At 66.9% G+C, this 26,578-nt stretch carries 25 protein-coding genes; 15 read left to right on the top strand and 10 right to left on the bottom strand.

Going from position 1 to position 26,578, the window contains the following annotated elements; translation table 11 throughout:
- Window positions 1–3: 3 nt before the first annotated feature.
- Window positions 4–2,331 carry a DUF6049 family protein gene (locus AB0389_RS09305; protein ID WP_366394695.1) on the bottom strand — a complete coding sequence of 776 codons (2,328 nt, stop codon included), beginning with the start codon at window positions 2,329–2,331 and terminating at the stop codon, window positions 4–6.
- A 212-nt stretch (window positions 2,332–2,543) separates the two neighbouring features.
- Between AB0389_RS09305 and AB0389_RS09300 the strand changes: the two genes are divergently transcribed.
- The gene (locus AB0389_RS09300) at window positions 2,544–4,010 is read left to right on the top strand and encodes a CCA tRNA nucleotidyltransferase (protein WP_366394694.1); all 1,467 of its coding nucleotides are present in this window, start codon (window positions 2,544–2,546) and stop codon (window positions 4,008–4,010) included.
- Window positions 4,011–4,073: 63 nt separating this feature from the next.
- On the opposite strand, the gene AB0389_RS09295 is transcribed toward AB0389_RS09300, so the two are convergent.
- The 3 genes from AB0389_RS09295 to AB0389_RS09285 all read right to left on the bottom strand — a co-directional run bounded on the left by AB0389_RS09295 (window position 4,074) and on the right by AB0389_RS09285 (window position 7,296).
- Entirely contained in the window at window positions 4,074–5,336 is a 1,263-nt protein-coding gene (locus AB0389_RS09295) for an MFS transporter (protein ID WP_366394693.1), read from the bottom strand.
- Window positions 5,337–5,435: 99 nt separating this feature from the next.
- On the bottom strand, window positions 5,436–6,518 hold the full coding sequence (locus tag AB0389_RS09290) for an inositol-3-phosphate synthase (protein ID WP_366394692.1): 1,083 nt from the start codon (window positions 6,516–6,518) through the stop codon (window positions 5,436–5,438).
- 61 nt (window positions 6,519–6,579) lie between these two features.
- Entirely contained in the window at window positions 6,580–7,296 is a 717-nt protein-coding gene (locus tag AB0389_RS09285; RefSeq protein ID WP_366394691.1) for a PadR family transcriptional regulator, read from the bottom strand.
- 368 nt (window positions 7,297–7,664) lie between these two features.
- Here AB0389_RS09285 and AB0389_RS09280 point away from each other — a divergent pair, with 368 nt between their 5' ends.
- Window positions 7,665–10,325: a transglycosylase domain-containing protein gene (locus tag AB0389_RS09280; RefSeq protein ID WP_366394690.1), complete on the top strand. Its 2,661-nt coding sequence runs from the start codon at window positions 7,665–7,667 to the stop codon at window positions 10,323–10,325.
- Between the two features lie 136 nt (window positions 10,326–10,461).
- The gene (locus AB0389_RS09275; protein ID WP_366394689.1) at window positions 10,462–11,952 is read left to right on the top strand and encodes a glycosyltransferase 87 family protein; all 1,491 of its coding nucleotides are present in this window, start codon (window positions 10,462–10,464) and stop codon (window positions 11,950–11,952) included.
- A 77-nt stretch (window positions 11,953–12,029) separates the two neighbouring features.
- Here AB0389_RS09275 and AB0389_RS09270 read toward each other — a convergent pair whose 3' ends face one another.
- The 3 genes from AB0389_RS09270 to AB0389_RS09260 all read right to left on the bottom strand — a co-directional run bounded on the left by AB0389_RS09270 (window position 12,030) and on the right by AB0389_RS09260 (window position 14,702).
- The gene (locus tag AB0389_RS09270; protein ID WP_366394688.1) at window positions 12,030–13,061 is read right to left on the bottom strand and encodes an alanine racemase; all 1,032 of its coding nucleotides are present in this window, start codon (window positions 13,059–13,061) and stop codon (window positions 12,030–12,032) included.
- A 76-nt stretch (window positions 13,062–13,137) separates the two neighbouring features.
- Window positions 13,138–14,256 (bottom strand): peptidoglycan bridge formation glycyltransferase FemA/FemB family protein, encoded by a 1,119-nt coding sequence (locus AB0389_RS09265; RefSeq protein WP_366394687.1) that lies wholly within the window; start codon window positions 14,254–14,256, stop codon window positions 13,138–13,140.
- Between the two features lie 131 nt (window positions 14,257–14,387).
- Window positions 14,388–14,702 (bottom strand): hypothetical protein, encoded by a 315-nt coding sequence (locus tag AB0389_RS09260; protein ID WP_366394686.1) that lies wholly within the window; start codon window positions 14,700–14,702, stop codon window positions 14,388–14,390.
- Between the two features lie 277 nt (window positions 14,703–14,979).
- Between AB0389_RS09260 and rpsF the strand changes: the two genes are divergently transcribed.
- The 4 genes from rpsF to rplI all read left to right on the top strand — a co-directional run bounded on the left by rpsF (window position 14,980) and on the right by rplI (window position 16,698).
- On the top strand, window positions 14,980–15,270 hold the full coding sequence (gene rpsF, locus AB0389_RS09255) for a 30S ribosomal protein S6 (RefSeq protein ID WP_006604399.1): 291 nt from the start codon (window positions 14,980–14,982) through the stop codon (window positions 15,268–15,270).
- A 74-nt stretch (window positions 15,271–15,344) separates the two neighbouring features.
- Window positions 15,345–15,953, top strand: a complete 609-nt coding sequence (locus tag AB0389_RS09250; RefSeq protein ID WP_366394685.1) for a single-stranded DNA-binding protein — start codon at window positions 15,345–15,347, stop codon at window positions 15,951–15,953.
- A gap of 43 nt (window positions 15,954–15,996) precedes the next feature.
- Window positions 15,997–16,233, top strand: a complete 237-nt coding sequence (gene rpsR / locus AB0389_RS09245; protein ID WP_003967857.1) for a 30S ribosomal protein S18 — start codon at window positions 15,997–15,999, stop codon at window positions 16,231–16,233.
- An 18-nt stretch (window positions 16,234–16,251) separates the two neighbouring features.
- Window positions 16,252–16,698: a 50S ribosomal protein L9 gene (rplI, locus tag AB0389_RS09240; protein WP_114660199.1), complete on the top strand. Its 447-nt coding sequence runs from the start codon at window positions 16,252–16,254 to the stop codon at window positions 16,696–16,698.
- Between the two features lie 133 nt (window positions 16,699–16,831).
- Here rplI and AB0389_RS09235 read toward each other — a convergent pair whose 3' ends face one another.
- On the bottom strand, window positions 16,832–18,169 hold the full coding sequence (locus AB0389_RS09235; protein ID WP_366394684.1) for an MATE family efflux transporter: 1,338 nt from the start codon (window positions 18,167–18,169) through the stop codon (window positions 16,832–16,834).
- 440 nt (window positions 18,170–18,609) lie between these two features.
- On the opposite strand from AB0389_RS09235, the gene dnaB reads away from it, so the two are divergent.
- From dnaB to AB0389_RS09215, 4 genes are all read left to right on the top strand, one after another.
- Window positions 18,610–20,073, top strand: a complete 1,464-nt coding sequence (dnaB, locus tag AB0389_RS09230) for a replicative DNA helicase (protein ID WP_366394739.1) — start codon at window positions 18,610–18,612, stop codon at window positions 20,071–20,073.
- A gap of 199 nt (window positions 20,074–20,272) precedes the next feature.
- Window positions 20,273–20,980, top strand: coding sequence for a TnsA-like heteromeric transposase endonuclease subunit (locus AB0389_RS09225; RefSeq protein ID WP_366394683.1), 708 nt, complete (start codon window positions 20,273–20,275; stop codon window positions 20,978–20,980).
- A gap of 71 nt (window positions 20,981–21,051) precedes the next feature.
- Entirely contained in the window at window positions 21,052–21,933 is an 882-nt protein-coding gene (locus AB0389_RS09220; protein ID WP_366394682.1) for a helix-turn-helix domain-containing protein, read from the top strand.
- Window positions 21,930–22,382: a TniQ family protein gene (locus tag AB0389_RS09215; protein WP_366394681.1), complete on the top strand. Its 453-nt coding sequence runs from the start codon at window positions 21,930–21,932 to the stop codon at window positions 22,380–22,382. Before AB0389_RS09220 ends, AB0389_RS09215 begins: the two co-directional genes overlap by 4 nt.
- 80 nt (window positions 22,383–22,462) lie before the next feature.
- Here the strand turns inward: AB0389_RS09215 and AB0389_RS09210 are convergent, their stop codons facing one another.
- Both AB0389_RS09210 and AB0389_RS09205 read right to left on the bottom strand, forming a co-directional pair.
- A complete protein-coding gene (locus tag AB0389_RS09210; RefSeq protein WP_366394680.1) occupies window positions 22,463–22,612 on the bottom strand; it encodes a hypothetical protein in 150 nt (49 codons plus the stop codon).
- Window positions 22,613–22,937: 325 nt separating this feature from the next.
- Window positions 22,938–24,179, bottom strand: coding sequence for a hypothetical protein (locus AB0389_RS09205; protein ID WP_366394679.1), 1,242 nt, complete (start codon window positions 24,177–24,179; stop codon window positions 22,938–22,940).
- A 199-nt stretch (window positions 24,180–24,378) separates the two neighbouring features.
- Here AB0389_RS09205 and AB0389_RS09200 point away from each other — a divergent pair, with 199 nt between their 5' ends.
- From AB0389_RS09200 to AB0389_RS09185, 4 genes are all read left to right on the top strand, one after another.
- Window positions 24,379–24,714, top strand: coding sequence for a hypothetical protein (locus AB0389_RS09200; protein WP_366394678.1), 336 nt, complete (start codon window positions 24,379–24,381; stop codon window positions 24,712–24,714).
- On the top strand, window positions 24,711–25,067 hold the full coding sequence (locus AB0389_RS09195) for a hypothetical protein (RefSeq protein ID WP_366394677.1): 357 nt from the start codon (window positions 24,711–24,713) through the stop codon (window positions 25,065–25,067). The genes AB0389_RS09200 and AB0389_RS09195 overlap by 4 nt, the downstream gene beginning before the upstream one ends.
- Window positions 25,068–25,170: 103 nt before the next feature.
- On the top strand, window positions 25,171–25,566 hold the full coding sequence (locus tag AB0389_RS09190) for a hypothetical protein (RefSeq protein WP_366394676.1): 396 nt from the start codon (window positions 25,171–25,173) through the stop codon (window positions 25,564–25,566).
- Between the two features lie 248 nt (window positions 25,567–25,814).
- Window positions 25,815–26,540, top strand: coding sequence for a VOC family protein (locus tag AB0389_RS09185; protein ID WP_366394675.1), 726 nt, complete (start codon window positions 25,815–25,817; stop codon window positions 26,538–26,540).
- The last annotated feature ends 38 nt before the right edge of the window (window positions 26,541–26,578 follow it).

The following is a 26,578-nucleotide window of genomic DNA, read 5'->3' as shown; positions in this document are numbered from 1 at the left end:
CGCTCAACGGTCCACTTTCTCACCCGCGCCCGACGCGTCCGCGCTTTCCGGTCCGGTGTCCGGTGTCGGGTCACTCGGCTGCCCGGGATCCGTGTCGCCGGAGGCACCCGGACCGGCCTCACCGGTGCCGTCGGTGCCGTCCGGGGGCGTCGCCGCTTCCTTGCGGGCCACCGCCCGCTTGCGCCGGCTGTACATCTTCACTCCGGCCAGCACCAGCAGCAGCACTCCGCCGGCGATGACGAGCATGACGGTGGGCGTGATCTCGGAGACCTTGACCTGGAAGGTCATCGGGGCGCCGTACGGTGTGCCGTCCACCGTGTACAGCTGGGCGGTCACCTGGACCGGACCGTTGGCATTGCCCGCGCCGGTGAACTTCACCGACTGGCTGTGCCCACCGTCGATCTTGATCGGCCGCTCCGCGACGGGCTGGTCACCGTCGAGCTTGAGGCGGGTCGGGTTGTCGGACCTGAGCCGCAGCACCAGATCCTGGACGCCCTGCAGCAGCTTGTTCTGGACCGTCACGGGGATGGTCGCGCTGCGTCCCGACAGGGTGAGGACCGACTTGGGGATGAGTCGTACCTCGCTGGTCAGCCCCGTCAGATAGTCGTTCACCGCCTCGCGGTAGTGCCGGCCCCCGGTGGCGTTGCCGCGCCAGGACGTCGACATCGCCCGGCTGACCGCGTTGCCGAAGGGAGCCGCCACGCGGTCCGGTGAGCTGAGGATGGCCTTGAAGTTGTCCAGCCGCTCCTGTGTCTTCTTGATCGCGAGGAACGCCTCGGTCGGCAGCTCCCGGGCGCGGAGCTTCTCCGGGTAGCGCGAGGTGCTCGGCACCTTCGTGGTGGCGTCGGAGTCGGGCTGGACCGCGGCGGCGGCGATCAGATCGCTCGGCTGTGTCCAGCGCTCGGCGTCCAGGGCGCGCAGCGCGCGCGCCAGCGACTGGGCCTGCGCCGCCGTCGGCATCCGCTGAGGAGCGACCACGATGCTGCGCTGGTTGTCGGGCTGCTGAAGGGTCACGGCCAGCGTCTGCGCGAGGAACTTCTGCACGGCGAGGGTGGAGCTGCCGGCCGCCGTCATGTCGCCCTCGAAGGCGGTGGACAGCCGGGTGTCCGCGACCACGGCGGTTGTCCCGCCGCCGATCGGACGCGCGGCGTTCGGGGTGTACGACAGGTTGTCCTGGAGGCTGTCGCTGCGGGTGATCACCTTGTGGGCGCCCGCCGACGTGGCGACATCGACGATCGAGGGGTCGATCGCGCCGTCCACGGGCCAGGCGAAGTCGACCGACGGCTGCACATGGAGAATCGTCTCCACGGTCCTGCCCGCCACATCGGTCGCGGGCTGGAGATGGCTGAGCGCGCCGGGGACGTCCTTGCCGCGGTGCGCGAGCGACGCCAGGTCGGGGTCGGCGAACGGCAGTGCGATGACCTTGCCGCCCTTCACCGCTTTCTCCAGGGCGTTGAGCCACTGGGTGGCGACGGCCTGGTTGCGGCCGGGGACGACCGAGTCCCCGTTCCTGACGTTGTAGCTCCGCGTCATGGCATCGGCGGTGGCGAGGACATCGGGATCGATGACCCAGGTCACGGGCAGCCGGCTGCCGACGGAGACCAGCTGCTCAAGGCGTCCGCCCGGGGCCAGCTCCTCCGCCAGGTCGTCGTTCTCGAAGACGGGCGTCTGCTGATCGTCCGAACCTGTCTCCGCCGAGAGATGAGTCGACGAGATCAGCGGCCAGAGGACCGTGAGCTGTGTCTTCTCATCCGTGGAGTCGGGCTGCCAGGGAAGGAAGGTGCGCTGGATCCCCAGCACCTGGTCGTACGGTGCCGCGGCGGTCCGGCCGGTCAGCGAGACGCCCAGCTGATAGACCCCGTCCTCATCCAGCCCGAGCTTGTCGACCGGTACGGAGAGCGCGAAGTCCCGCGAGATACCGGCGGCCAGCTCGGGAAAGGTGACCTTGTACTTGCCGCCCACCGGGGCGGCCTCACCCGAGGAGTTCCCCGAGCGCGCGGCGGCGTCGTCGATGGCCGTCCGGCCGGTCAGCCTCGGCCCCACCCGCAGATCTACCTGGGCGTCGGTTACCTTGCTCCTGCCCTTGTTGGTCACCGTGCCGGAGATCGTGAGGGTGTCGCCCTTCACGGGAGTGCTGGGTGCCAGTGTGTCCAGCGCCACAGCGACCGTGCTGGAGCCGGTGGCCTGCGTCGTGGCCCGGGCCGCCGGGGCGGTGGTGCCCGCCAGCAGACTCGCCAGAAGCGGTACTCCCGCGATCACCGTGGCTGTGCGCCGCAGCCACCGGCGGGCAGGAGAAGGGCCCAACCCCTGGAAGTCTGCCGCCTCGGCCACGCGCCTGCCCGTCCCTCGTCATCGTGTACTTGCCGTTGGTGGTTGTCGGTTGCTGCGTCCACGCATGGTAACGATGTGTGCTGTGGCGAAGTGCTGGGGACTGCTCCACATGATCGGAAGAATCTCATGGGTCATGGGAAACCCGTGCATCGGAGCCGGGGGAGCCGAAACGGGGGCGCCCTCACGGTCCGCGGCACGTAACCTTTTCTGTTGTGCCGAACGCCAATGAAGACAATCCCCGTGCCCTCAGCCAGGTGCAGCGCCGTGCGGTCAGTGAACTGCTGCGGGTGTCCCCGGTCGCCGACGATCTCGCGCGCCGATTCCAGGAGGCCGGATTCAGCCTCGCGCTGGTCGGCGGTTCGGTCAGGGACGCCCTTCTCGGCCGGCTCGGCAATGACCTGGACTTCACGACCGACGCCCGGCCCGAGGATGTTCTGAAGATCGTCCGGCCCTGGGCGGACGCCGTGTGGGAGGTCGGGATCGCCTTCGGCACGGTGGGCTGCCAGAAGGACGCCCGCGTCGGAGAGACCGATCAGCGTTTTCTGGTCGAGGTGACGACCTACCGTTCGGAGGCGTACGACCGGACCTCCAGGAAGCCGGAGGTGTCCTACGGGGACTCCATCGAGGAAGACCTTGTGCGCCGGGACTTCACGGTGAACGCGATGGCCGTCGCGCTCCCGCAGAAGGAGTTCATCGACCCCCACGGCGGGCTCAAGGACCTCTCCGAGCGGGTCCTGCGTACTCCTGGCGCCCCGGAGGACTCCTTCTCCGACGATCCGCTGCGTATGCTCCGGGCCGCGCGCTTCGCCGCGCAGCTCGACTTCGACGTGGCGCCCGAGGTGGTCGCGGCCATGAAGGACATGGCCGGCCGGATCGAGATCGTCTCCGCGGAGCGGGTACGGGACGAGGTGAACAAGCTGATCCTCTCCACCCACCCCCGTAAGGGGCTGGCGCTGCTCGTCGACACCGGACTCGCCGACCACATCCTGCCCGAGCTGCCCGCCCTGCGGCTGGAGAGCGATGAGCACCACCGGCACAAGGATGTCTACGAGCACTCGCTGATCGTTCTGGAACAGGCCATCGACCTGGAGGAGAACGGCCCCGATCTGGTACTCCGGCTGGCCGCACTGCTCCATGACATCGGCAAGCCCCGGACGCGGCGCTTCGAGAAGGACGGCCGGGTCTCCTTCCACCACCACGAGGTGGTGGGGGCGAAGATGACCAAGAAGCGGATGGCCGCCCTCAAGTACTCCAACGAGCTGGTTCGGGACGTCTCGCGACTGGTGGAGCTGCATCTGCGCTTCCACGGCTACGGCACGGGCGAGTGGACCGACTCGGCCGTACGGCGCTATGTGCGGGATGCCGGTCCGTTGCTGGAGAGGCTGCACAAGCTCACCCGTTCGGACTGCACCACCCGGAACAAGCGGAAGGCCGCTGCCCTCTCCCGGGCCTACGACGGTCTGGAGGAGCGCGTCGCGCAGCTCCAGGAGCAGGAAGAGCTCGACTCCATCAGGCCCGATCTGGACGGCAACCAGATCATGGAGATCCTCGGTGTGCGTCCCGGCCCCGAGATCGGTGCGGCCTACGCGTTCCTGCTGGAGCTGCGGCTGGAGAACGGACCCATGGGCCATGATGCGGCCGTCACCGCGCTCAAGAAGTGGTGGGCGGAGCGCGGCTGAGTGTCAGGCCGGTCATGTTTCACGTGAAACATGACCCGCGCGCGGTGTCCCGGAGGCGATGTTTCACGTGAAACATCGCCTCCCGCGCGTCAGGGCCACGGCGACCGCCGCGTAAAGAACGGCGACCGTGATGACCAGTGGCGCCGAGCGGCCGTCCGCCGGCAGCATCAGCGCGGCCACCGCCGCGGCGCCCACGAATGCGACATTGAAGAGAACGTCATAGAGGGAGAAGACCCGGCCCCGGAAAGCGTCGTCCACCGACGTCTGAACCACTGTGTCCGTGGCGATTTTCGCGCCCTGGGTGATCAGCCCCAGGACGAACGCGGCTATCAGTAGGGGCGCCGGGGCGAAAGGCAGCCCGAGCGCGGGCTCCAGAACAGCGGCCGCCCCCGCGCACAGCGCCATCCATCCGTACGGACCGAGCCTCGACACCGCCCACGGAGTGAGGACCGCCGCCGCGAAGAATCCCGCTCCGGATATGCCGAGCGCCAGCCCGAGCAGCGCCAGCCCCTCGGATTCGCGATCCGTCCACGCGTAGCGGCACAGCATCAGCACCATGACGGTCATGGCCCCGTAGCAGAAGCGCATGACCGTCATGGCGGCCAGCGCTCCGGCTGCCGCGCGTCGCTCCATCAGATGGACCACTCCGTCCGAGAGTCCCTTCGCCGTGGAGGCCAGCGCTGCCCCCAGCCGTGGCTGGAGCAGTGCGGGGTCGGGGCCGAGCAGCTCGCGCGCCAGCAGGAGGGACACGAGCGCCGCGCAGAGATAGAGAGCGGCGCCGAGCAGCACCACAGCGGCATCGGAGTCGGAGACCGCCAGCCGTACGACAAAGGCGAGCCCGCCGCCCGCCGTCGCGGCCAGTGTGCCGGCCGTCGGTGAGAGGGCGTTCGCGAGCACCAGATGCTCATCGTCGACGACCCGCGGCAGCGCTGCCGAGAGACCGGCGAGAACGAACCGGTTGACCGCGGTGACGGAGAGCGCCGAGGCGTAGAAGAGCCAGTCGGGCACGGAGGCCACGATGAGCAGCGCCGTACAGCTCGCCAGGAAGGCCCGCAGCAGATTCCCGTAGAGGAACACCTGCCGGCGCTGCCAGCGGTCCAGCAGCACGCCGGCGAACGGGCCGACCAGCGAATACGGCAGCAGAAGCACCGCCATGGCGGAGGCGATCGCGGCGGGCGACGTCTGTTTCTCGGGGGAGAACACGACGTACGCGGCGAGCGCGACCTGGAAGACGCCGTCGGCGCCCTGGGAGAGGAGGCGGACCGACAGCAGCCGGCGGAAATCGCCGAGGCGCAGGAGTACGCGCAGATCACGTCCGACAGGCATGTGGGCCAGCGTCACACACGTATCGGCGGGGCCAACGAGAAGGGTCACCGGACGGGCGGTCCGGTGACCCTTCTCGTTACTACTGGCGTGGCTTCGTGACTAGCGCTCGACCTCGCCGGCGATGAACTTCTCGACGTTCTCGCGGGCCTCGTCGTCGAAGTACTGAACCGGCGGGCTCTTCATGAAGTACGACGACGCGGAGAGGATGGGGCCGCCGATACCGCGGTCCTTGGCGATCTTCGCCGCGCGGACGGCGTCGATGATGACACCGGCGGAGTTCGGGGAGTCCCAGACCTCCAGCTTGTACTCCAGGTTCAGCGGGACATCGCCGAAGGCGCGGCCCTCGAGGCGGACGTACGCCCACTTGCGGTCGTCGAGCCAGGCGACATAGTCCGACGGGCCGATGTGCACGTTGTCGGCGCCCAGGTCCCGGTCGGGGATCTGCGAGGTGACGGCCTGCGTCTTGGAGATCTTCTTGGACTCCAGGCGCTCACGCTCGAGCATGTTCTTGAAGTCCATGTTGCCGCCGACGTTCAGCTGCATCGTGCGGTCCAGGACAACGCCCCGGTCCTCGAACAGCTTCGCCATGACGCGGTGCGTGATCGTGGCGCCGACCTGGGACTTGATGTCGTCACCGACGATCGGCACGCCGGCCTCGGTGAACTTGTCCGCCCACTCCTTCGTGCCGGCGATGAAGACCGGAAGAGCGTTGACGAAGGCGACCTTCGCGTCGATGGCGCACTGGGCGTAGTACTTCGCGGCCGAGTCCGAGCCGACGGGCAGGTAGCAGACCAGAACATCGGCCTCGCTGTCCTTGAGGGCCTGGACGATGTCCACCGGCGCCTCGTCGGACTCCTCGATGGTCTGGCGGTAGTACTTGCCCAGGCCGTCGAGGGTGTGGCCGCGCCGCACCGTGATGCCCTTGGACGGCACGTCGCAGATCTTGATGGTGTTGTTCTCGCTGGCACCGATGGCGTCCGAGAGGTCGAGGCCGACCTTCTTCGCGTCCACGTCGAAGGCGGCCACGAACTCGATGTCCCGTACGTGGTACTCGCCGAACGAGACGTGCATCAGACCCGGTACCTTGCCCGCCGGGTCGGCGTCCTTGTAGTACTCGACGCCCTGCACCAGTGAGGCGGCGCAGTTGCCCACGCCGACGATGGCTACGCGTACGGAACCCATTCCGGTTGCTCCCTGTGTGATCTTCAGTGGTCGTGATGAAATCTCGCGGAGATGCGAGATCTCACCCGGCGCCATCCGCGGACGGATCCGGCGGTCCGGGACGTCCCGGGGGCGTACCCCCGGAAGACGCGGCGTCCCGGTGCCGGGGCAGGCCGTCCGGTTCTTCGGAGGCGCCTTCCTGTTCAGCGGGCTCTTCATGGACGGACCGTCTCTGATCCCGTCCCGCCCGCTCGCTCTCGATGAGTTCGTTCAGCCAGCGCACTTCGCGCTCCACGGACTCCATACCGTGCCGCTGAAGCTCCAGCGTGTAGTCGTCGAGACGCTCGCGCGTACGGATCAAGGAGGCGCGCATCTTCTCCAGGCGCTCCTCCAGCCGGCTGCGCCGGCCCTCCAGCACCCGCATCCGCACCTCGCGCTCCGTCTGCCCGAAGAAGGCGAACCGAGCAGCGAAGTGCTCGTCCTCCCAGGCGTCGGGGCCGGTGTGCGAGAGCAGCTCCTCGAAGTGCTCCTTGCCGTCCGCCGTCAGCCGGTAGACGATCTTGGCCCGACGGCCCGCGAGGGAAGCGGCGAGCGCGTCCTCCGGGGCGCTGCCCGGCTCTTCGATCAACCAGCCGTTGGCGACCAGCGTCTTGAGGCAGGGATAGAGCGTCCCGTAGCTGAAGGCCCGGAAGATCCCCAGCGACGTATTGAGCCGTTTCCGCAGCTCATAGCCGTGCATCGGGGACTCGCGGAGCAGGCCGAGGACGGCGAACTCAAGGATGCCCGAGCGTCTGCTCACTCTCGCCTCCTCCGCTCTCCGGGACCTTATGCCGTACTGATGTATCGACTCGATACATCTCGACGATAGAACGGAGTGCGGGTGGGAACAAGGGGGCACATGGTGAACGGCGTCACATCCACAATTCTCATGAAGCAACTTGCCTGTTTTAGGGTGAACTTCAGCTCTCGGTTGGTTTTGACCGTGCGTAGTCTGTGCGGCATGCAGACCACCGGGGCCCGAGAGACACCGGTGACCGCCAGGTCTGCCGGCTTACCGGCCGCATGCCGGATGAGTCCGATGCCGGGCCGGTCCGTGTTCATATCGGGGGACCGGAACTCACCTGCCGTTTCCAGGCGTTACGCGCCTGCCCGAGGAGTAGTCGTTCGATGAGCGAGCACCGTCGCAAGCCGCCAGAGCCACAGGGCGGCGGTCGTGCCGCGGCCAGGCGTGCATCCCAGCAGTCGTCAGGCCGTCGCGCCGCGCCGTCCCGAGAAACCACCGAGTCGCCCTCCGCATCGCATGACAGCGAGGAGCGCTCCTTCAGCAGCAGGGCCGAAGCCAGACGGGCCGCCCAGCGCGGCGGGCGGCGCGGTGGTGGGGGGAACGACGGCCCCGGCCGCGGCGAGCCGTCCAAGAAACGGCTGATCGACTATCCGCGCCACAACAAGGACGGCTGGCAGCGGTGGATGCCGTCGTGGAAGCAGACGACCGCTCTGGGGGTCGGCGTCGTCGGCTGCGTCCTCGCCGCCGGTACCGTCGCCTACGCCCTCGTCAAGGTCCCCGACCCGCAGCTCGCCTCCAAGGCCGAGAACAACGTCTATTACTGGGATGACAACACCCAGATGGCCGCGACCGGTGGCACGAAGAACCGGCAGGAGGTCGGCATCGCCAAGATCCCCAAGGCGATGCAGTACGCGGTCATCTCCGCCGAGAACAAGTCGTTCGAGGACGACCCCGGAGTCGACTTCATGGGCATGGGCCGCGCGCTGTTCAACATGGCCAAGGGCGGCAACACCCAGGGTGGCTCCACCATCACCCAGCAGTACGTCAAGAACGCCATGCTGGGCGACCAGAGCCAGACGCTGGACCGCAAGTTCAAAGAGCTGTTCATCGCCATGAAGGTGAACGCCCAGATGGAGAAGCCCAAAATCATGGAGGGCTATCTCAACTCCTCCTACTTCGGGCGCGGTGCCTGGGGGATCCAGGCCGCCGCCCGTACGTACTACGGCAAGGACGCGGTCAAGCTGAGCGCGAGCGAGTGCGCCTTCCTCGCCTCGCTCCTCAAGGGCGCCACCTTCTACGACCCGGCCGGCAACGTCGCGTACAACACGAACGCCACCCCCCAGAAGAACACCGAGCGGGCCACCCTGCGCTGGGGATGGATCCTGGACGAGATGGTGAAGGACGGCCACCTCGACGCGGCCAAGCGCGCCGAGTTCACCAAGTTCCCGATGCCGAAGAAGCTGACGCAGAACGACGATCTCGGTGGTCAGATCGGTTACCTGGTCGACCTCGCCCGGGCGAACTTCGTCAACAGCACCAAGGACGGCACGACCGTCGAGGATCTCGCGAAGGGCGGCTACGAGATCCACACGACCTTCAACAAGAAGAAGGTCAAGGCGCTGGAAGAGGCTGTGGTCAAGGTCCAGAAGGCGAACATCGACCCCAAGAAGCGTCCGAAGACCGACACCCATGTCCAGTTCGGCGGCGCCTCCGTGGAACCGGACACCGGGAAGATCGTCGCCATCTACGGCGGCGAGGACGCCACCAAGCACTTCACCAACAACGCCGACAAGACGGGTGCGCAGGTCGGCTCGACCTTCAAGCCGTTCGTCCTGGCCGCGGCCATGACTCACGGTGTCCGTGACAAGTCGCTCGGGCGGGAGCAGTCCGACGAGCAGCGCACGAAGGTCTCGCCGGACAAGACGATCTACAACGGCGACAACAAGGTGAAGATCAAGAACTACGACGGTTCGGTCTGGACCAACGAAGAGGGCAAGGAGTGGCTCCAGCCGAACGACGGCGACAAGTCCTACGGGCCCATCGACCTCCGCGAGGCCATGCGGGAGTCGGCCAACTCGCCCTTCGTCCAGCTGGGCATGGACGTCGGCGTCCCCCTGGTACGGGAGGCGGCCATCGACGCCGGCCTTCGGGACGACGACACGCTCTCGAAGTCCGAAGTGCCGTCGTTCTCGATCGGTATCTCCTCCCCCAGCGCCATCCGGATGGCGGGCTCCTACGCCACCTTCGCCGCCAGCGGCAAACAGCGTGACGTCTACTCCGTCGACGAGGTGTTCAAGCGCGGCAAGACCATCTACAAGCACCTGGGCAAGGAGAAGACGGCCTTCTCCGCAGCGGTCGCCGACAACGTCACCGACGTACTGAAGACCGTCGTCGACAAGGGCACCGGAAGCAACGCCAAGCTGGAAGGCCGCGACGTCGCAGGCAAGACCGGCACCACCGACGGCAACAAGTCGGCCTGGTTCGTGGGGTACACCCCGCAGCTCTCCACCGCCATCGACATGTACCGCATGGACGACGACGAGAACAACAAGAAGCGCGAGTTCCTGGAGATGTACGGAACCGGCGACCAGGACTCGATCCACGGAGCGTCCTTCCCCTCCACGATCTGGCACGACTACATGAGCGAGGCGCTCAAGGGCGAGAAGGTCCTCAGGTTCCCCAAGCCCGAGCCCATCGGCGAGGCCGTCTACGGCGGCGGCGCCAGCCCGAGCCCCAGCCCGTCGGAGTCCCCCTCCGAGACGCCGTCCGAGGACCCCTCGGAGACCCCCTCGGTGACGCCGTCGACGCCGACGGCACCGGAGTCCCCGAAGACCTCCCCGACCAATACCTGTCTCCCCCTGGTCGGTTGTGGTGGCGGCGGTGGCGGCAATGGCGGTGGTGGTGGCGGTGACACCGGCACCGACCAGGGCAGCGACAACGGTGGCGGCACAGGGGAATCCGTCTCTCCGACACCGACCGACGAGGAGACCGACAGCGAAGCCGCCGCCGGAGGAATCTTCGGAGGCAGCAGAGGCGAGAGTTAGGTCTCAGGGCCGAGGAACCCGCGGAATCCCGCGGAACCCGCCACGAGGGCCGTCGCACCGGACACGTACGGAAACACGTACGTACGGTGCGGCGGCCCTCGCCGCGTCCACAGAGGCGTACGGCAGGATGGGCGCCATGCCCAGCGCAGAAGAGACAACCGTGCACCAGGACCGGCCGGACGTACCGCCCACGCGGCGGGACGAGGTGGCGGCGGCCGGCAGCGAGCTGATCGGCGGTCCGATCGGCCGCTGGGCCTGGATCGGCAGCAGCCGGCTCACCCCCGTACACGTCGTCGCACTGGTGGCCATCGGGATGTTTGCGCTGGGCATGGTGCAGAAGATGCCCTGCTACAACTGGGCCTGGTTCCGCGGCGCCAGCTCCCAGTACACGCACGCCTGCTACTCGGACATCCCGCACCTCTACCTCGGACGCGGCTTCGCCGACAACCTCGTCCCGTACTTCGACCGCATCAGCGGCGACATGCAGTACCTGGAGTACCCCGTCCTGACGGGCCTCTTCATGGAAGCCGCATCCTGGCTCACTCCCGGCGGATCCATGCAGTACCGCGAGCAGATGTACTGGATGGTCAACGCCGGCATGCTGATGATCTGCGCCGTGGTCATCGCGGTCTGTGTCACCCGCACCCACCGGCGCCGCCCCTGGGACGGCCTGCTGGTCGCCCTCGCCCCCGCCTTCGCGCTCACCGCCACCATCAACTGGGACCTTCTCGCGGTGGCGCTCACCGCCGCGGCGATGCTCATGTGGGCCCGCGGCCGGGCCCTGGCGTTCGGCATCCTCATCGGTCTGGCGACCGCCGCCAAGCTCTACCCCGTACTGCTGCTCGGACCGCTGTTCCTGCTCTGCTGGCGCGCCGGGAAGTTCCGCGAGTACGGCACGGCCCTTCTCGCGACAGCCGGCGCCTGGCTGGCGGTGAACCTGCCGATCATGCTGCTCGCCCCCGAGGGATGGAAGCGCTTCTACGTCTTCAGCCGCGAGCGGGGCATCGACTTCGGCTCCTTCTGGCTGATCATCACCCAGCGCACCGGTACCTCCATCGACGTCGGTGTCGTCAACACGTACGCGACGCTGCTGATGCTCCTGGCCTGCGCGGGCCTCCTGGTCCTCACCCTCACCGCGCCGCGCCGCCCGCGCTTCGCCCAGCTCGCCTTCCTGGTCGTCGCCGCGTTCATCCTCACCAACAAGGTCTACTCACCGCAGTACGTCCTGTGGCTGATCCCGCTGGCCGCCCTCGCCCGGCCGCGCTGGCGCGACTTCCTCATCTGGCAGGCGTGCGAGGTCCTGTACTACCTCGGCATCTGGATGTACCTCGCCTACACCACCAGCGGCGACGCGCACAAAGGACTGCCCGCCGAGGGCTACCAACTCGCCATCGCCCTGCACCTGGCCGGCACGCTCTATCTGTGCGCGCTCGTCGTACGGGACATCCTGATGCCAGAACGGGACGGTGTACGGGCCGACGGCTCCGACGACCCGTCCGGCGGCATCCTGGACGGCGCCGAGGACCGATTCGTCCTCGGCCAGGCCCGCCGGCCGGCCCCGCACGAGGCGCAGCAGGTCGAGCGGGAGCGGGTGGAGTGGGGCGTACGGCCCCCAGAGGCCCTCTGAGCCGCCGAGGGGCCCCCGGGGCCCGGTGAGGGCCGCCGAGGGCCCCAGGGCCCGGGAGAGCGTGCGGAGAGAGCGGCTCAGCGGTCGACGAGACGGTCGAACTGCGTCGTCGTATGGCGCAGATGCGCCACCAGTTCGTCGCCCACCCTCGGCTCCTGGGCGTCCGACGGCACAAACAGAATCGACACCTGCATGTGCGGCGGCTCGGCGAACCACCGCTGCTTGCCGTCCCACACGAACGGCGACAGATTCCGGTTCACCGTGGCCAGACCCGCCCGGGCCACGCCCTTCGCCCGGGGCATCATCCCGTGCAGCGCCTTCGGAGCCTCCAGGCCCACCCCGTGCGACGTACCGCCCGCCACCACCACCAGCCAGCCGTCCGAAGCGGCCTTCTGCTGGCGGTAACCGAACCTGTCCCCCTTGGCCACCCGCGTCACATCCAGCACCGAACCCCGGTACTGGGTCGCGTCATGATCACCCAGCCACAGCCGGGTACCGATCCGCGCGCGGAACCGGGTCTGCGGGAACTGCTGCTGCAACCGCGCCAGCTCCGGCGCCGCGAGATGGCTCACGAACATCGTGTGCAGCGGAAGCCGGGCCGCCCGCAGCCGGTCCATCCACGCGATGACCTCCTCCACCGCGTCGGAACCGTCCGTACGGTCGAGCGGAAGATGCAGGGCGAAGCCCTCCAGCCGCACGTCCTCTATGGCCGCGTGGAGCTGGCCCAGCTCCTCCTCCTTCACCCCGTGACGCTTCATCGAACTCATGCACTCGATGACCACGCGGGCGCCCACCAGCGCGAACACACCGTCGACGGACGACACGGAACGCACCACGCGGTCCGGCAGCGGCACCGGCTCCTCGCCCCGGCGGAAGGGCGTCAGCACCAGCAGATCCCCGCTGAACCAGTCCTTTATCCGAGCGGCCTCATAAATGGTCCCGACGGCCAGCGTGTCGGAACCGAAGCGATTGGTCTCGTCGGCGAGGCGCTCATGACTGAAGCCGTAACCATTGCCCTTGCAGACCGGGACGAGTCCCGGAAACTGCTCGATGACCGACTTCTGGTGCGCCCGCCAGCGCGCGGTGTCGACGTAGAGGGAGAGCGCCATGCCGGTCCGGGACCTTTCTCTCGGCTGCGATGTATTCAGAAAAGGAGAAGTCTTGAGCAAAGGAGGGTCTTGAGCGTCAGCGGCGCGACATATACATATCGAGCGCCTTGTGAAGCAGCTTGTTGAGCGGGAAATCCCACTCACCGATGTACTCGACGGCCTCGCCGCCGGTTCCCACCTTGAACTGGATCAGGCCGAAGAGATGGTCAGTCTCGTCCAGCGAGTCCGAGATGCCGCGCAGGTCGTAGACCGTCGCGCCCATCGCATAGGCGTCCCGCAGCATCCGCCACTGCATCGCGTTCGACGGCCGCACCTCACGCTTGTGATTCGCGGAGGCACCGTACGAGTACCAGACATGGCCGCCGACGATCAGCATGGTCGCCGCCGCGACGTTCTCGCCCTCGTGGCGGGCGAAGTAGAGGCGCATCCGGTTCGGGTCCTCGGTGTTCAGAACCGACCACATGCGCTGGAAGTACGAGAGCGGGCGCGGCCGGAAATGGTCACGCTCGGCCGTGATCTCGTACAGCCGCTGCCACTCGGCCAGGTCCTCGTAACTCCCCTGGACCACATCGACGCCGGCCTTCTCGGCCTTCTTGATATTGCGCCGCCACAGCTGATTGAAGCCCTTGAGGACATCATCCAGCGAGCGGTTCGCCAGCGGCACCTGGAAAACGTAGCGCGGCTGCACGTCACCGAATCCGGCGCCGCCGTCCTCGCTCTGCTGCCAGCCCATCTTGCGCAGCCGGTCCGACACCTCGAAGGCGCGCGGCTCGATGTGCGAAGCCTCCACATCGCGCAGCCGCTTGACATCCGGATCCTGAATACCCGACTTGATCGCCGCCGCGTTCCAGCGGCGAATGACCACCGGCGGCCCCATCTTCACCGAGAAGGCGCCCTGGTGCTTCAGATGCGCGAGCATCGGCTGAAGCCACTCGTCGAGATTGGGCGCGTACCAGTTCAGTACCGGGCCCTCGGGCAGATAGGCCAGATACCGCTTGATCTTGGGCAGCTGACGGTAGAGCACGAGTCCGGCACCGACGAGCTGATCGTTCTTGTCGAACCAGCCCAGGTTCTCGGAGCGCCACTCCGTCTTGACGTCAGCCCATGCCGGGACCTGGCAGTGACTCGCCGCGGGCAGGCTCTGGATGTATGCCAGATGCTGCTCACGGCTGATGGTCCTCAGGGTCAGGCTCATACGGGGCGCTCCTCGGCAGGTGTGTCCCCATGGATACAGGGGCTCCGGCTCTCGCGCCGAAGCCTACTGCGCCGGAGGGAGCGCCCCGTTTGGCCCTGGGGCGGAGCGGACGGCTCGTACGGCGCCGTCCGCTACCCGATGACCCCGCCGAAGAGACCGCCGTGGGCCATACCGAGGAAGAAGCCGACGGCCGAGGCCCCCAGCCCGATGATCGTCAGGAACCGTTCCCGGGTGGTCACGGAGATGAACTGGCCGTACGCGCCCGTCAGGATCCCGACCAGCCCCGCCCACGAGCTGAGCAGATGCAGATCCGGGAAGAACGCCGAGACGAAGGCGAGAAGACCCAGCGTGAGCGTTACCGCCACCAGAGTGTCCTGGAGGGGATGGGGCTTCCCGTCGGTGGCGAGGAGAGAGTTGGAGGAGTTCGGTCGCATTGCCTGTGCCATGTGGCACCTCCTGGCCCTGTGGGCCTGCCGGCGGCGGCGCCTCGTGGCGCCGCGCACACCCGATGTGTACAGATTGCGGCCAAGGGCAGCCGGATTTCAACCGGAAGCCGGTGTGCGGGTAGTCTGTACCGTCTGCACCGGTGTCTGCCCAGGCCAGGATGTAATCCCTCGTATTCCGAGCCGGATTGTCAGTGTCGGCCGATACCGTTGCTACGCATCACGACCCTCCTGCCACGGAACGACCGTGGCCGCTGAGTCCAAAGGAGGTGGGTTCCACATGCGTCACTACGAGGTGATGGTCATCCTCGACCCCGATCTCGAGGAGCGAGCTGTCTCCCCGCTGATCGAGAACTTCCTCTCCGTCGTCCGTGAGGGCAACGGAAAGGTCGAGAAGGTCGACACCTGGGGCCGTCGTCGTCTCTCTTACGAGATCAAGAAGAAGCCCGAGGGCATCTACTCGGTCATCGACCTTCAGGCCGAGCCTGCGGTCGTCAAGGAGCTCGACCGACAGATGAACCTGAACGAGTCGGTCCTCCGGACCAAGGTCCTCCGCCCCGAGACCCACTGAGCGTCTAGCTCAGAGGTCATCGGGTCCGAGTAGCAGCAAGCAGCCAGAAGCAATCCCCGCCGAGAGGTTCACCCATGGCAGGCGAGACCGTGATCACGGTCGTCGGCAATCTCGTCGACGACCCCGAGCTGCGCTTCACCCCGTCCGGTGCGGCGGTCGCGAAGTTCCGTGTCGCGTCCACTCCCCGCATCTTCGACAGGCAGACCAATGAGTGGAAGGACGGTGAGGGCCTCTTCCTCACCTGCTCGGTCTGGCGTCAGGCGGCGGAGAACGTCGCGGAGTCGCTCCAGCGAGGCATGCGCGTCGTCGTGCAGGGCCGGCTGAAGCAGCGGTCCTACGAGGACCGTGAGGGCGTCAAGCGCACGGTCTACGAGCTGGACGTCGAAGAGGTCGGCCCCAGTCTCAAGAGCGCCACGGCCAAGGTCACCAAGACCACCGGCCGCAGCGGTCAGGGTGGCCAGGGTGGCTACAGCGGCGGCGGCCAGCAGGGCGGCGGCAGCTGGGGCGGTGGCTCCGGCGGCAGTGGCGGTGGCCAGCAGGGTGGCGGCGGTGCTCCCGCCGAAGACCCGTGGGCGACCGGCACTCCGGCGGCCGGCGGCCAGCAGCCGCAGAGCGGCGGCAACGGCGGCGGCGGCTGGGGCGGAAGCTCCGGCGGCGGCTACTCGGACGAGCCTCCCTTCTAGGGCGGGCTCGCACCCCACTTCTTGATCACACAGGAGAAACACCATGGCGAAGCCGCCTGTGCGCAAGCCTAAGAAAAAGGTCTGCGCATTCTGCAAGGACAAGACCCAGTACGTGGACTACAAGGACACGAACATGCTGCGGAAGTTCATTTCCGACCGCGGCAAGATCCGTGCCCGCCGCGTCACCGGCAACTGCACGCAGCACCAGCGTGACGTCGCCACGGCCGTCAAGAACAGCCGTGAGATGGCGCTGCTGCCCTACACGTCCACCGCGCGATAAGGGAAGGGTGACCGAATCATGAAGATCATCCTCACCCACGAGGTCTCCGGCCTCGGTGCCGCAGGCGATGTCGTGGACGTCAAGGACGGCTACGCTCGCAACTACCTGGTCCCGCGCGGTTTCGCGATCCGCTGGACCAAGGGCGGCGAGAAGGACGTGGCGCAGATCCGCCGCGCCCGCAAGATCCACGAGATCGCGACCATCGAGCAGGCCAACGAGATCAAGGCCCGCCTCGAAGGCGTGAAGGTGCGTCTGGCCGTTCGCTCCGGCGACGCCGGCCGCCTCTTCGGCTCCGTCACCCCGGCTGACCTCGCTTCGGCGATCAAGTCCGCCGGTGGCCCGGATGTCGACAAGCGCCGCATCGAGCTGGGCTCGCCGATCAAGACCCTGGGCTCGCACCAGGTGTCCGTGCGCCTGCACCCCGAGGTCGCCGCGAAGCTCGGCATCGAGGTCATCGCCGCGTAACCGCTGCGCTCGGCAGAGCATGGAAAGGGCCGCATCCCACTGGGATGCGGCTCTTTTCGTGATGTGCGCGGAGGCTGGTTTCACGTGAAACCAGCCTGGTTTCACGTGAAACCGTCCGAATGTCTCGGTTGGATCAGCGTGTCGCCCCCGTCACCAGCCAGCGGCCGGAGCGCGTGCGCAGCCAGAGCGTCAGCAGGCGGACCGCCATCATCATCCCCATCGTCCACCAGAGAGCCGTCAGCCCGCCGCCGAGGCGGGGAACGAGCAGGGCGACCGGGGCGAACACCGCCAGCGTCACCAGCATGGCCCGGGCGAGATAGGGGCCGTCTCCCGCGCCCATCAGCACACCGTCCCAGACGAAGACGATCCCGGCGACCGGCTGGGTCGCGGCCACGACAAGCAGTGCGGGCAGCAGGGTGTCGCGCACCGCCGGGTCGCCCGTGAACAGCGGAATGAACAGTGGGCGCGTCAGCACGATCAACGCGCCGAGCAGCACTCCGGACGCGATGCCCCACTGGACCATGCGGCGGCAGATCTCCCGGGCCCCCACGGTGTCCCCCGCTCCGAGGAAGCGGCCGATGATGGCCTGCCCCGCGATGGCGATGGCGTCGAGCGCGAAGGCCGTCAGGCTCCACAGGGACAGAATGATCTGATGGGCGGCGATCTCCGTGTCCCCGAGCCGGGCGGCCACCGCGGTGGCGATCAGCAGAACCGCCCGCAGTGAGAGTGTGCGGACCAGCAGTGGCGCGCCGGCCTGGGCGCTCGCCCGTATACCTGCGGCGTCCGGGCGCAGGGACGCGCCGTGCCGTCGTGCGCCTCGTACGACGACCACGAGATAGACGGCGGCCATCGCGCACTGGGCGATCACCGTGCCCCAGGCGGAGCCCGCGATACCGAGCCCGGCTCCGTAGACCAGTGCGACGTTGAGCGCGGCGTTGGCGCCGAACCCGCCGATGGCGACGTACAGCGGTGTCCGGGTGTCCTGGAGTCCGCGCAGCACCCCGGTGGCGGCGAGCACGACGAGCATGGCCGGGATGCCGAGGCTGGATATGCGTAGATAAGTGATCGCGTACGGGGCCGCGGTGTCCGACGCTCCGAAGAGGCCGATCAGCCATGGCGCGGACGGCAGTGTGAGGGCGACGACCCCGGCGCCGAGCAGTATGGCCAGCCAGATTCCGTCCACGCCCTGACGGATCGCCGCCTTCGGATCGCCCGCGCCGACGCGACGGGCGACCGCCGCGGTGGTGGCGTAGGCGAGAAAGACGAAGATGCTCACCGCGGTGGTCAGCAGGGCGGCCGCGACCGCCAGCCCCGCGAGTTGAGGGGTGCCGAGATGGCCGACAATCGCGCTGTCGACCAGAACGAAGAGGGGCTCGGCGACGAGGGCGCCGAAGGCGGGGACGGCGAGCGCGATGATCTCGCGGTCATGCCGGCGCCGGTCCTTGCGGGAGGGCGCGGGAGCCTGTGTCATGCACTCAATCTAATCTTCCACAGGTAAGAGACACAATCCCTTCCTGATCCTTACGTAACGTCGTGGTGGGGCCTGCGCGGCGGACCGTTTGTTCTGATCTTGGTCCAGTTGGGAAAGTTTTTCTTCCCCACAGCCGGTGGATGAAAAAAGCCCAGCTCAGAAGGGTTGCGCTAAGGCCGGTATGACTTTGTCCACAGTGCCGTCCCCCGGTCCGTGCACAGGTTCTCGGGGGTTCTCCACAGCATCTCGCCCTTCGTCCACATGGCCTGTGGATAACAAGATTGGCTGACGTCGCTCGCGGGCCTACCGTGGACCGGCGTCCGACGCGCCGGAACCGGAGTCAGACCTCTCGTTTTGTCAGTGTCGTGCCGTACAAAGAGTGGCACGGCGAGGTCCGCTGAGCGGACGTGAGGAGGTGGCCGGTGAGCATCCCCGAGCCATTGGACGACCCCTGGACCGACGCCGGTCCCAGCGACCGGCTGCCGGTCTCCCGGCAGCGCAGAGGCGAGGGCCGGGGCAGGGGGGAACAGCACGACCGAGGCGGCGACAGCGGCTCCTGGGACGGCGGTGGATCCCAGGGCTTCGAGCGGGTCCCCCCGCAGGATCTCGACGCCGAACAGTCCGTTCTCGGCGGCATGCTGCTCTCCAAGGACGCGATCGCCGATGTCGTGGAGATCATCAAGGGCCATGACTTCTACCGGCCCGCGCACGAGACGGTCTTCCAGGCGATCCTCGACCTGTACGCCAAGGGCGAACCGGCCGACCCGATCACGGTGGCCGCCGAGCTGACCAAGCGCGGCGAGCTTTCCCGCGTCGGCGGCCCCTCGTACCTCCACACCCTCGTCCAGTCGGTCCCCACGGCGGCCAACGCGTCGTACTACGCGGAGATCGTCCACGAGCGGGCGGTGCTCCGGCGGCTCGTCGAGGCCGGTACCAAGATCACACAGATGGGATACGCCGCCGACGGGGACGTCGACGAGATCGTCAACTCCGCCCAGGCCGAGATCTACGCCGTCACCGAGCAGCGGACCAGCGAGGACTATCTGCCGCTGGGCGACATCATGGAAGGCGCGCTCGACGAGATCGAGGCGATCGGCTCGCGCAACGGGGAGATGACCGGTGTGCCGACCGGGTTCACCGACTTCGACTCCCTCACCAACGGTCTCCACCCCGGCCAGATGATCGTCATCGCCGCCCGTCCCGCCATGGGCAAGTCGACGCTCGCTCTGGACTTCGCCCGTGCCGCGTCCATCAAGAACAATCTGCCCAGTGTGATCTTCTCCCTGGAAATGGGCCGCAACGAGATCGCGATGCGCCTGCTCTCGGCCGAGGCGCGGGTGGCACTGCACCACATGCGCTCCGGCACGATGACGGACGAGGACTGGACCCGGCTCGCCCGCCGCATGCCCGACGTCTCACAGGCCCCCCTGTATATCGACGACTCGCCGAACCTCTCGATGATGGAGATCCGCGCGAAGTGCCGCCGCCTCAAGCAGCGGAACGACATCAAGCTCGTGGTCATCGACTATCTGCAGCTGATGCAGTCCGGTGGCTCGAAGCGCGCCGAGAACCGCCAGCAGGAGGTCTCGGACATGTCCCGAAACCTCAAGCTCCTGGCGAAGGAGCTGGAGCTGCCGGTCATCGCCCTGTCGCAGCTGAACCGTGGCCCCGAGCAGCGCACGGACAAGAAACCGATGGTCTCCGACCTGCGTGAATCGGGCTCCATCGAGCAGGACGCCGACATGGTGATCCTGCTGCACCGCGAGGACGCCTACGAAAAGGAATCCCCCCGCGCCGGCGAGGCGGACCTCATCGTGGCCAAGCACCGTAACGGCCCCACGGCGACGATCACGGTGGCGTTCCAGGGCCACTATTCGCGCTTCGTCGACATGGCGCAGACCTGATCCGTTTCTGTTGTAGGGTCTCAAATTTCGTGTCGGAATCTCATGGTCGATGTCGGATAGAAGTCGGATCCGACAATGACCTGAGATTTGCAGGTCGCTGCTGTACCTCATTCGGGTGAAGGCGTTGCTGGTGTGCTCCCGTCGGCGTGTTGGCGGGAGCATCGTGCTGCCGGGGGGCAACTCCAACTCGGGAGTGGGGATGGAAGCGACGGTCAGCTTTCGTGGGCACGGTGGCGAGGTTGAAGAGTGTTCCTGGGCGTCTGTGGCGCTGGCGTCGCTGCAGACGGCTCATCCGTGGCGGACGTTCCGCTGGTACAGGGACCAGACGCACTACTCGGGTACCTACTGGTCGGCGACTACGCGCGACCACGTGATCTACGAGTCACGACTTGAGCTGTCGCGTCTGCTCTTCGCCGATTTTGATCCGTCCGTACGCGCCATCGTGGCCCAGCCCTTTTTGCTGCAGACGGTGCTGGAGGGGAAGGTGCGTCGGCACATCCCGGACTATCTTTTGCTCACCAGGCAGGTGCCGGTGGTGGTCGACGTCAAGCCGCTGCAGTGGTTGTCCAAGCCGGAGGTGGCATTCACCTTCACCTGGACTCGGAGGGCGGTGGAATCGCGGGGCTGGAAGTACGAGGTCTGGAGTGAGCCTCCGGCCGCAGAGCTGGAGAACATCCGGTTCCTCGCGGGCTACCGCAGGGATTGGCTGTTCAACCCCGAGATTTTGGACGCGCTGCGGGACGCAGATCTCGACGGGCTCCTTCTGGGACCGGCCACGGGGTGTCTGCCGGATCATCCAGAACCTCAAGTTCGTTCCGCTATCCACCATTTGCTCTGGACGCAGGATTTCGTAACCGATCTCGACCGGCCCCTCGGCCCTTCGCACATCCTGCGGAGGTCAGCGTGAGCAGGGCGGCGAATCGAGTCGGAGTTGGTACGCGCTTTCGCTACGACGGGGAATCCGTCGAGGTTGTGGAGATGGCCGCGACCACGGCGGGCAACGAAGTAGTTCTGAAGGATGGCCACGGGCGGCTTCTGCGGCTGTCGCTCAAGAAACTGCTGTTCTCTGACCGCGCAGCGATCAGTCCTGATGGCCCGGGACCGTCCGCGGATGACGAAGGCGAGGTCGCCTCCGTGGTCCTCGGTCAGCTCGATGCGGAGGAGAGACAGAAAGTCCTGGAGCGAGCTGGACACGTCCGCGAGGTGCTGACCGGTTATCGCTCCGGCAGCGGGGAGTTGGCGGCCGATGACGAGCCGAAAGCCGCCTATGCCACGGCCGTGCCGATGGAGGCGAGGAAGGCAGCAAAGGCGACAGAACTTGGCGTGACGATCCGGACCATTGAGCGCTGGGTCGCTGGGTTTCTCCAGCATGGCGAGGCCGGGCTTGCACCGAGGAGGTTGCGGTCGGAGCGGTCACAGACCTCGGTCGATGACCGGTGGGTGGAGACCGCGGTGGAGGTGATGGTCGAGCACGCCGACCAGTCGAAGCCGTCGCGGACGATGGTGATCGATCGGACCCGAGCTCGGGTGATTGCGCGGTTCGGCGAGGGGGTGGTGCCGCAACCGAGTCGGGCGACGGCATTTCGGCTGCTGGAGGAGCTGGAGCGACGCCATCCACTGTTCCGGCTGAGTACGAAGCGCAACCGGGATATCGCCGATCGGCCGGAGGGTCCGTACGGGAAGCTGAGGCCGACGCGGCCGGGCGAGTATCTGCTGATGGACTCCACGCGCCTGGAGGAGCTCATGGACCGGGTGAAGAACGACGAGGCATCCGAGGCCGCCCGCCTCGAACTGCAGGCCGCGCTGGAGAAGAAACGGCTGACCAGCCGCCCGCGGCCCCGGAGCCGGCGACCCACATGAGTACGCCGGTCCGCACCCCGCCGATCCGGCTGCCTCCACTGCCCGGCGAGGCCCTGGACTCATGGCTGGAGGCGACGGCCAGGCGGATGGACACCGCACTCGGTGATGTCCTGCTGCACTTCGGCTTCCCGGTCCGGCACCGGGCCGGAAACCAGTTCAGGGGCATCCCGGCAGACTGGACGATCGTCCTCGACGAACAGCAGACCAATGCTGTCGCGCACGCCACCGGGACGTCCCCGGAGACAATTGCTGCCCTGACCCTGGCTCATTACGACGGGCGGGCCCTCCACCTGAGTGCCGGGGGCCGGGCCGTGTCACGGCACGTCCTTTGGGGCCGCGGAGGGGGATCCCGGTTCTGTCCGGAGTGCCTTCTTGCCACTGGATCAACCGGATCGAACGAGAACTCGGTGGACCACTCCTGGTCCGGGCGGAACGCGGTAGGCCCATGACGCTCACTCCCCTGGGGAAGAAGGTGCTCAAGGCCATTCGAAAGATGCAGGACAACACGATGCCCTGAGACGTGGCATGATCATTCCGGGTCGGCAATGTGCCGAAACACCCCGTCGAACTCGCCTGATGCCACCCGCCCGGCAATCACGCGCACCATGCGACCGATCTCGGTCTCAGTGCCATTGAAGATGGCGGTCCATCCGGTCTGATTGAAGTATCGGAGTTGCATGGCGTCATGATCCCGGAGATCCGGCGACCTGCTCGTCCTCCGTGTCGTGGAAGCCGTGGTTATCAAGAAACCGGCAGGCCGGTGATGCTGATGTCAAAGACCCGACGGACTGTGGAAGCGGACCCAGACATTCCTGTAGGGCTCACGGAGCTTGTGGCCGACCGGCGGGCAGCCGGGCCAGCGTTGCTGCCACAGATCCGTCAGAAGCACCCGCACATCTCCAGTCAGTGGAGCCGCGACTGGCTCCCCAAGCAGGGGAGGCCGCCGAGTAGGCGGGAGAGAGCGCGTTCAGTGGATTGCTGCTTTTCTATGCTGGTGCACAAATTCACTCGTTGGGGGACTCCGTTGCCAGCGGGATACCGCACCGCCAGCAGTCGTTCGCGTGGTCGTCCTGGCAGACGTAGCCGATGGCACCATCCACGCACCATTCGGCGGCCTCCTCGGAAAGCAGGTCGGGCCCGGCAAGGAGCAGCCGACGAAATTCCGTGGTGTCCGCAATGTCGGCCGGCCGGTTGGTGAACCACTCGTCGAACCAAGGCTTTTCCCGGTGTATGCGCCAGTGCGCATTCTCCCGGTCGTCGACAGCCGTAAGGAACCGATCGACGATGCGCTCCCAACTCGGTTCTCCGAACCAGCCGTTGTCGGACGCGCAGAAGGATTCGATCAGGGTTCGCAGACCGAACTCCTTCTCGCTAAGGCAGTACCTTCGCCCCCATGAGATCGCGACCTGTGCCATCCCCGCGAGTTCTACGCGCGGATCAACCTCGTGTGCCGGGTCGTCAGGGTTGTGGCAGGCCAGCCCGAGCTCGAGAACAGACTGCCTGGTCGGTAGAACCCGGGACGGGTTGACGATCGCGAGACCGAGGCCGATCCAGTCGACATGGTCGAACGACAGCATCGAGCGCACGAGTCGGGTGGTTGCCGTGTTGATCCGCATCATTGTGCCGTCGTGGAGCGGACTCTTCCCGGCATGCCAGTTCTCGACGGGTGTGTTGCGCCACACGGCGAGCGTGATGCGGGTGGCAGCGAGCCACAGCAGGGCGTCGTCGTCGAGGTGCCCGAACCGCTTGGCACACTCCTGGGCGCCGTAGGTGATCAACTCTTCCGGTTTCGGCCACCTGTGGCTGTCGGGCTCTTCAGGCGCGTACTCGTAGTCGTCGGCGTACTCGTCGAGGATCGCGCTCAACTCGGCTGCGCTGTAAGCCTCGCTGTACTCGGAGCTGTCCGGCTCCTCGACGGTGTACATGTCGTGGTCCCAGGAGACGTACACATCGCCCCAGAGCACGACGTCATCGCACTCGCTGGCGTTGTCCGTCACAACCGGCCTGATGGTGATCGGGGCAGTACGCCCGTCGGTTCGCTCGCCGTCCTTCTCGGCGGCCCATGCGGTGATGACCCCGAGCGGCTTCGGAAGGAGAGGACCGACCTCGGTGATGCTGAACGGCTCGTCGTCGTCATCGGTGTCGAACCGGCTGTTGACGAACGCGACCGCCTCGGAGGGCGTGCTGACGATGGACTGGCTACCACTTTCGTTGTCAACTACACGCCACAATGCCCTGTCCTTCACGGTGCTCTCCGATCGCGGTGAGTGCACCCGGGGCGGGTGCGATGCGCCGGGTCGCTCGGCACTGACACCAACTTATGGGCTGATCAACCCATCCGTAGCCCGAAGGTGCTTGCCGGCGATAACGTTCGGTACGTTCGCGTGCAACCTGCTTTTCGCGACCGCGGCGACACATCAGACTTCAACGGCGCAGGAGGCGAAGATGGCGCTGAACAAGAAGGGTTCCCGGCGCATAACCGTTGACGGGATCGAGTACCGCTGGCGGATCCGCAGGAAGCCCTCCTACATGCAGGGACTCTGCTGGACACCACTGACCTATGCGGTTGAAGCAGCCAGCGGCAGCCAGCCGGGCACGACCTTGATCGTCGCCGGCGGCCAGGCCCATCCCAGCAACTGGGTGGGTGCTGAGGCAGTGCCCATCCGCCCAGCCCACGTTGCTGCCAGCATCCGAGAAGCACGGGACCGAGGCTGGGAACCAACCAAGGCCGGATCTCCTTTCCAGCTCGACCGATCCGCAGGGTTCATCGCCCAGCCATGAGACAAAGCGAAGAAAAGCAGCCCATATCGGTCGAACTGCCGGAGAGGCTCCAGGCCTGGTTCGCCGAGCATGAGGAACGCCTGCAATCCTGCGGAATCACGGGTGCGGTCCAGCAGTCGCCCGAGGACGGCCGAACCAAGAACAGCACCTGGATGACGCTCGAAAACGATGACTTCGTCGCCGTGCTCATCGTCTGGAGCAGCGGGGAAGCCGAGCTTGAGTACGGGGACATGGCAACAGGCCAGGTCCGACAACAGCACCGGGATCTCTGCACCTTCCAGGACCTCCTCGACGCCATCGAGACCATCCACGAATGGATCCGCATAAAGGGCGAACCGTCCGTGGAAGGGTGACCTCCGGCGAGTTCGACAAAGCCTGGGCCGAGTTCCTTGACAGATTGCAACCCGACCCCGCCGACCTCTCGGTGTTCCGAGGGCTTCTTGGCATCATCGCGACATGACCCCGACCCTTCCCCGCACCGTCCGGGCCGTCGACACCGCTCAGCTCCTGGACCTGGCCCAAGAGGCCGCCACGCACAGCTTCAGCCAGCGTCTCCCGGTCGACTGGCTCCAAGAGCACCTCGCCGCAGAGGCGACGCACTACCTGTTCCCGACACTCGTGCAGCGGCTCACGCACCGTCCCGAGACGCCGCTGCAGTGGAGGTGCCAGCAACTGCTGACCGTCAGCACCGGCGAACAGATCTGGGGTCTGATCGATGTCCTTCCCGACACCTTCGACAAGATCTCGGAGACCTTGGACACGGCGTCCAAGAAGGACATCGTCAACTGCATCGAGCAAGCAGTGACGGTGCGGGAGTGGACGGAACGGACGGCCGCCGATGCAGGTTCATGAGGTCCGGCGCAGCCGGCTGGGCAGTCTGAGGAAATGACACCGATTTGAGACAGCCGCCTGCCGACACGTCGTGAGACTGGAGGGGAACGTCCAGGTCATAGCGTCGGCGCATGACACCGAAAGTGAGAACCTACATTCGGGCCCGCTCGGCAGCGGACGAGTGGGGATGCTTCGAAAATCGGTTGACCGGGTGGCAACGGCTGGGCAGGCTCCTGCACGCCCCGCCGGCCCTACGGGAAGACCTACGGATGACTTCTCAGCTGCACGCGCTCTGCTTCGACGCGCACGACCCGCTCCGTCTCGCGCGCTTCTGGGCGGACTTTCTCCGCTGGGAGACGGCCGAGGACTCGTCCGACGGCACCACACTGCTTCCCAGCGATGACACCGGGTTCCGGCTCCGCTTCCTCCCGACGCGGGAGCGGAAGACAGGCCAGAACCACATGCACTTCGATCTGACGAGCACGTCCCTCGACGACCAGAGGCAGGTGGTGGAGCGGGCGCTTCAACTCGGCGCCCGGCACATCGACATCGGCCAACGCCCGGAGGAGGGGCATGTGGTGCTCGCCGACCCCGAGGGCAATGAGTTCTGTGTCATCGAGCCGGGCAACAGTTTCCTCGCCGAGTGCGGATTCATCGGAGCGCTGGCGGGCGACGGTTCGCAGGAGACCGGGTACTTCTGGAGCCGGGCGCTGGGCTGGCCATTGGTCTGGGACCAGGATCAGGAGACCGCGATCCGCTCACCGCACGGTGGTCCGAAGGTCACATGGGGCGGTCCGCCCCTGATGCCGAAGGCGGGGAAGGAACGGCTGCACTTCGACCTCGTTCCGCCGGCCGGAAGTGACCAGCGGACGGAGGTCGAGCGGCTTGTCTCCCTCGGGGCGACGCGCATCGACATCGGCCAGGGGGACGTCGACCGGGTGGTGATGGCCGACCCCGACGGTCACGAGTTCTGTGTGCTGCCCGCCGCTCTGTGAAATGGGTTCGACCCGGTGAGATGTCACCGGTAGATGTG

It is taken from the genome of Streptomyces sp. NPDC093109 (assembly GCF_040701725.1).
In the GTDB taxonomy this organism is placed as follows: Bacteria; Actinomycetota; Actinomycetes; order Streptomycetales; family Streptomycetaceae; genus Streptomyces.
This window is presented reverse-complemented; position numbering and strand designations above follow the sequence as displayed.

Coding starts and splice junctions, on each gene's coding strand:
- AB0389_RS09195 (WP_366394677.1), top strand. CDS start 24,711: ATGAGACAAAGCGAAGAAAAGCAGCCCATATCGGTCGAACTGCCGGAG.
- AB0389_RS09275 (WP_366394689.1), top strand. CDS start 10,462: ATGCCCAGCGCAGAAGAGACAACCGTGCACCAGGACCGGCCGGACGTA.
- AB0389_RS09280 (WP_366394690.1), top strand. CDS start 7,665: ATGAGCGAGCACCGTCGCAAGCCGCCAGAGCCACAGGGCGGCGGTCGT.
- AB0389_RS09220 (WP_366394682.1), top strand. CDS start 21,052: ATGGCCGCGACCACGGCGGGCAACGAAGTAGTTCTGAAGGATGGCCAC.
- AB0389_RS09200 (WP_366394678.1), top strand. CDS start 24,379: ATGGCGCTGAACAAGAAGGGTTCCCGGCGCATAACCGTTGACGGGATC.
- AB0389_RS09235 (WP_366394684.1), bottom strand. CDS start 18,169: ATGACACAGGCTCCCGCGCCCTCCCGCAAGGACCGGCGCCGGCATGAC.
- AB0389_RS09215 (WP_366394681.1), top strand. CDS start 21,930: ATGAGTACGCCGGTCCGCACCCCGCCGATCCGGCTGCCTCCACTGCCC.
- AB0389_RS09265 (WP_366394687.1), bottom strand. CDS start 14,256: ATGAGCCTGACCCTGAGGACCATCAGCCGTGAGCAGCATCTGGCATAC.
- AB0389_RS09225 (WP_366394683.1), top strand. CDS start 20,273: ATGGAAGCGACGGTCAGCTTTCGTGGGCACGGTGGCGAGGTTGAAGAG.
- AB0389_RS09260 (WP_366394686.1), bottom strand. CDS start 14,702: ATGGCACAGGCAATGCGACCGAACTCCTCCAACTCTCTCCTCGCCACC.
- AB0389_RS09210 (WP_366394680.1), bottom strand. CDS start 22,612: ATGCAACTCCGATACTTCAATCAGACCGGATGGACCGCCATCTTCAAT.
- AB0389_RS09270 (WP_366394688.1), bottom strand. CDS start 13,061: ATGGCGCTCTCCCTCTACGTCGACACCGCGCGCTGGCGGGCGCACCAG.
- AB0389_RS09290 (WP_366394692.1), bottom strand. CDS start 6,518: ATGGGTTCCGTACGCGTAGCCATCGTCGGCGTGGGCAACTGCGCCGCC.
- rplI (WP_114660199.1), top strand. CDS start 16,252: ATGAAGATCATCCTCACCCACGAGGTCTCCGGCCTCGGTGCCGCAGGC.
- AB0389_RS09190 (WP_366394676.1), top strand. CDS start 25,171: ATGACCCCGACCCTTCCCCGCACCGTCCGGGCCGTCGACACCGCTCAG.
- AB0389_RS09185 (WP_366394675.1), top strand. CDS start 25,815: ATGACTTCTCAGCTGCACGCGCTCTGCTTCGACGCGCACGACCCGCTC.
- rpsR (WP_003967857.1), top strand. CDS start 15,997: ATGGCGAAGCCGCCTGTGCGCAAGCCTAAGAAAAAGGTCTGCGCATTC.
- AB0389_RS09295 (WP_366394693.1), bottom strand. CDS start 5,336: ATGCCTGTCGGACGTGATCTGCGCGTACTCCTGCGCCTCGGCGATTTC.
- AB0389_RS09250 (WP_366394685.1), top strand. CDS start 15,345: ATGGCAGGCGAGACCGTGATCACGGTCGTCGGCAATCTCGTCGACGAC.
- rpsF (WP_006604399.1), top strand. CDS start 14,980: ATGCGTCACTACGAGGTGATGGTCATCCTCGACCCCGATCTCGAGGAG.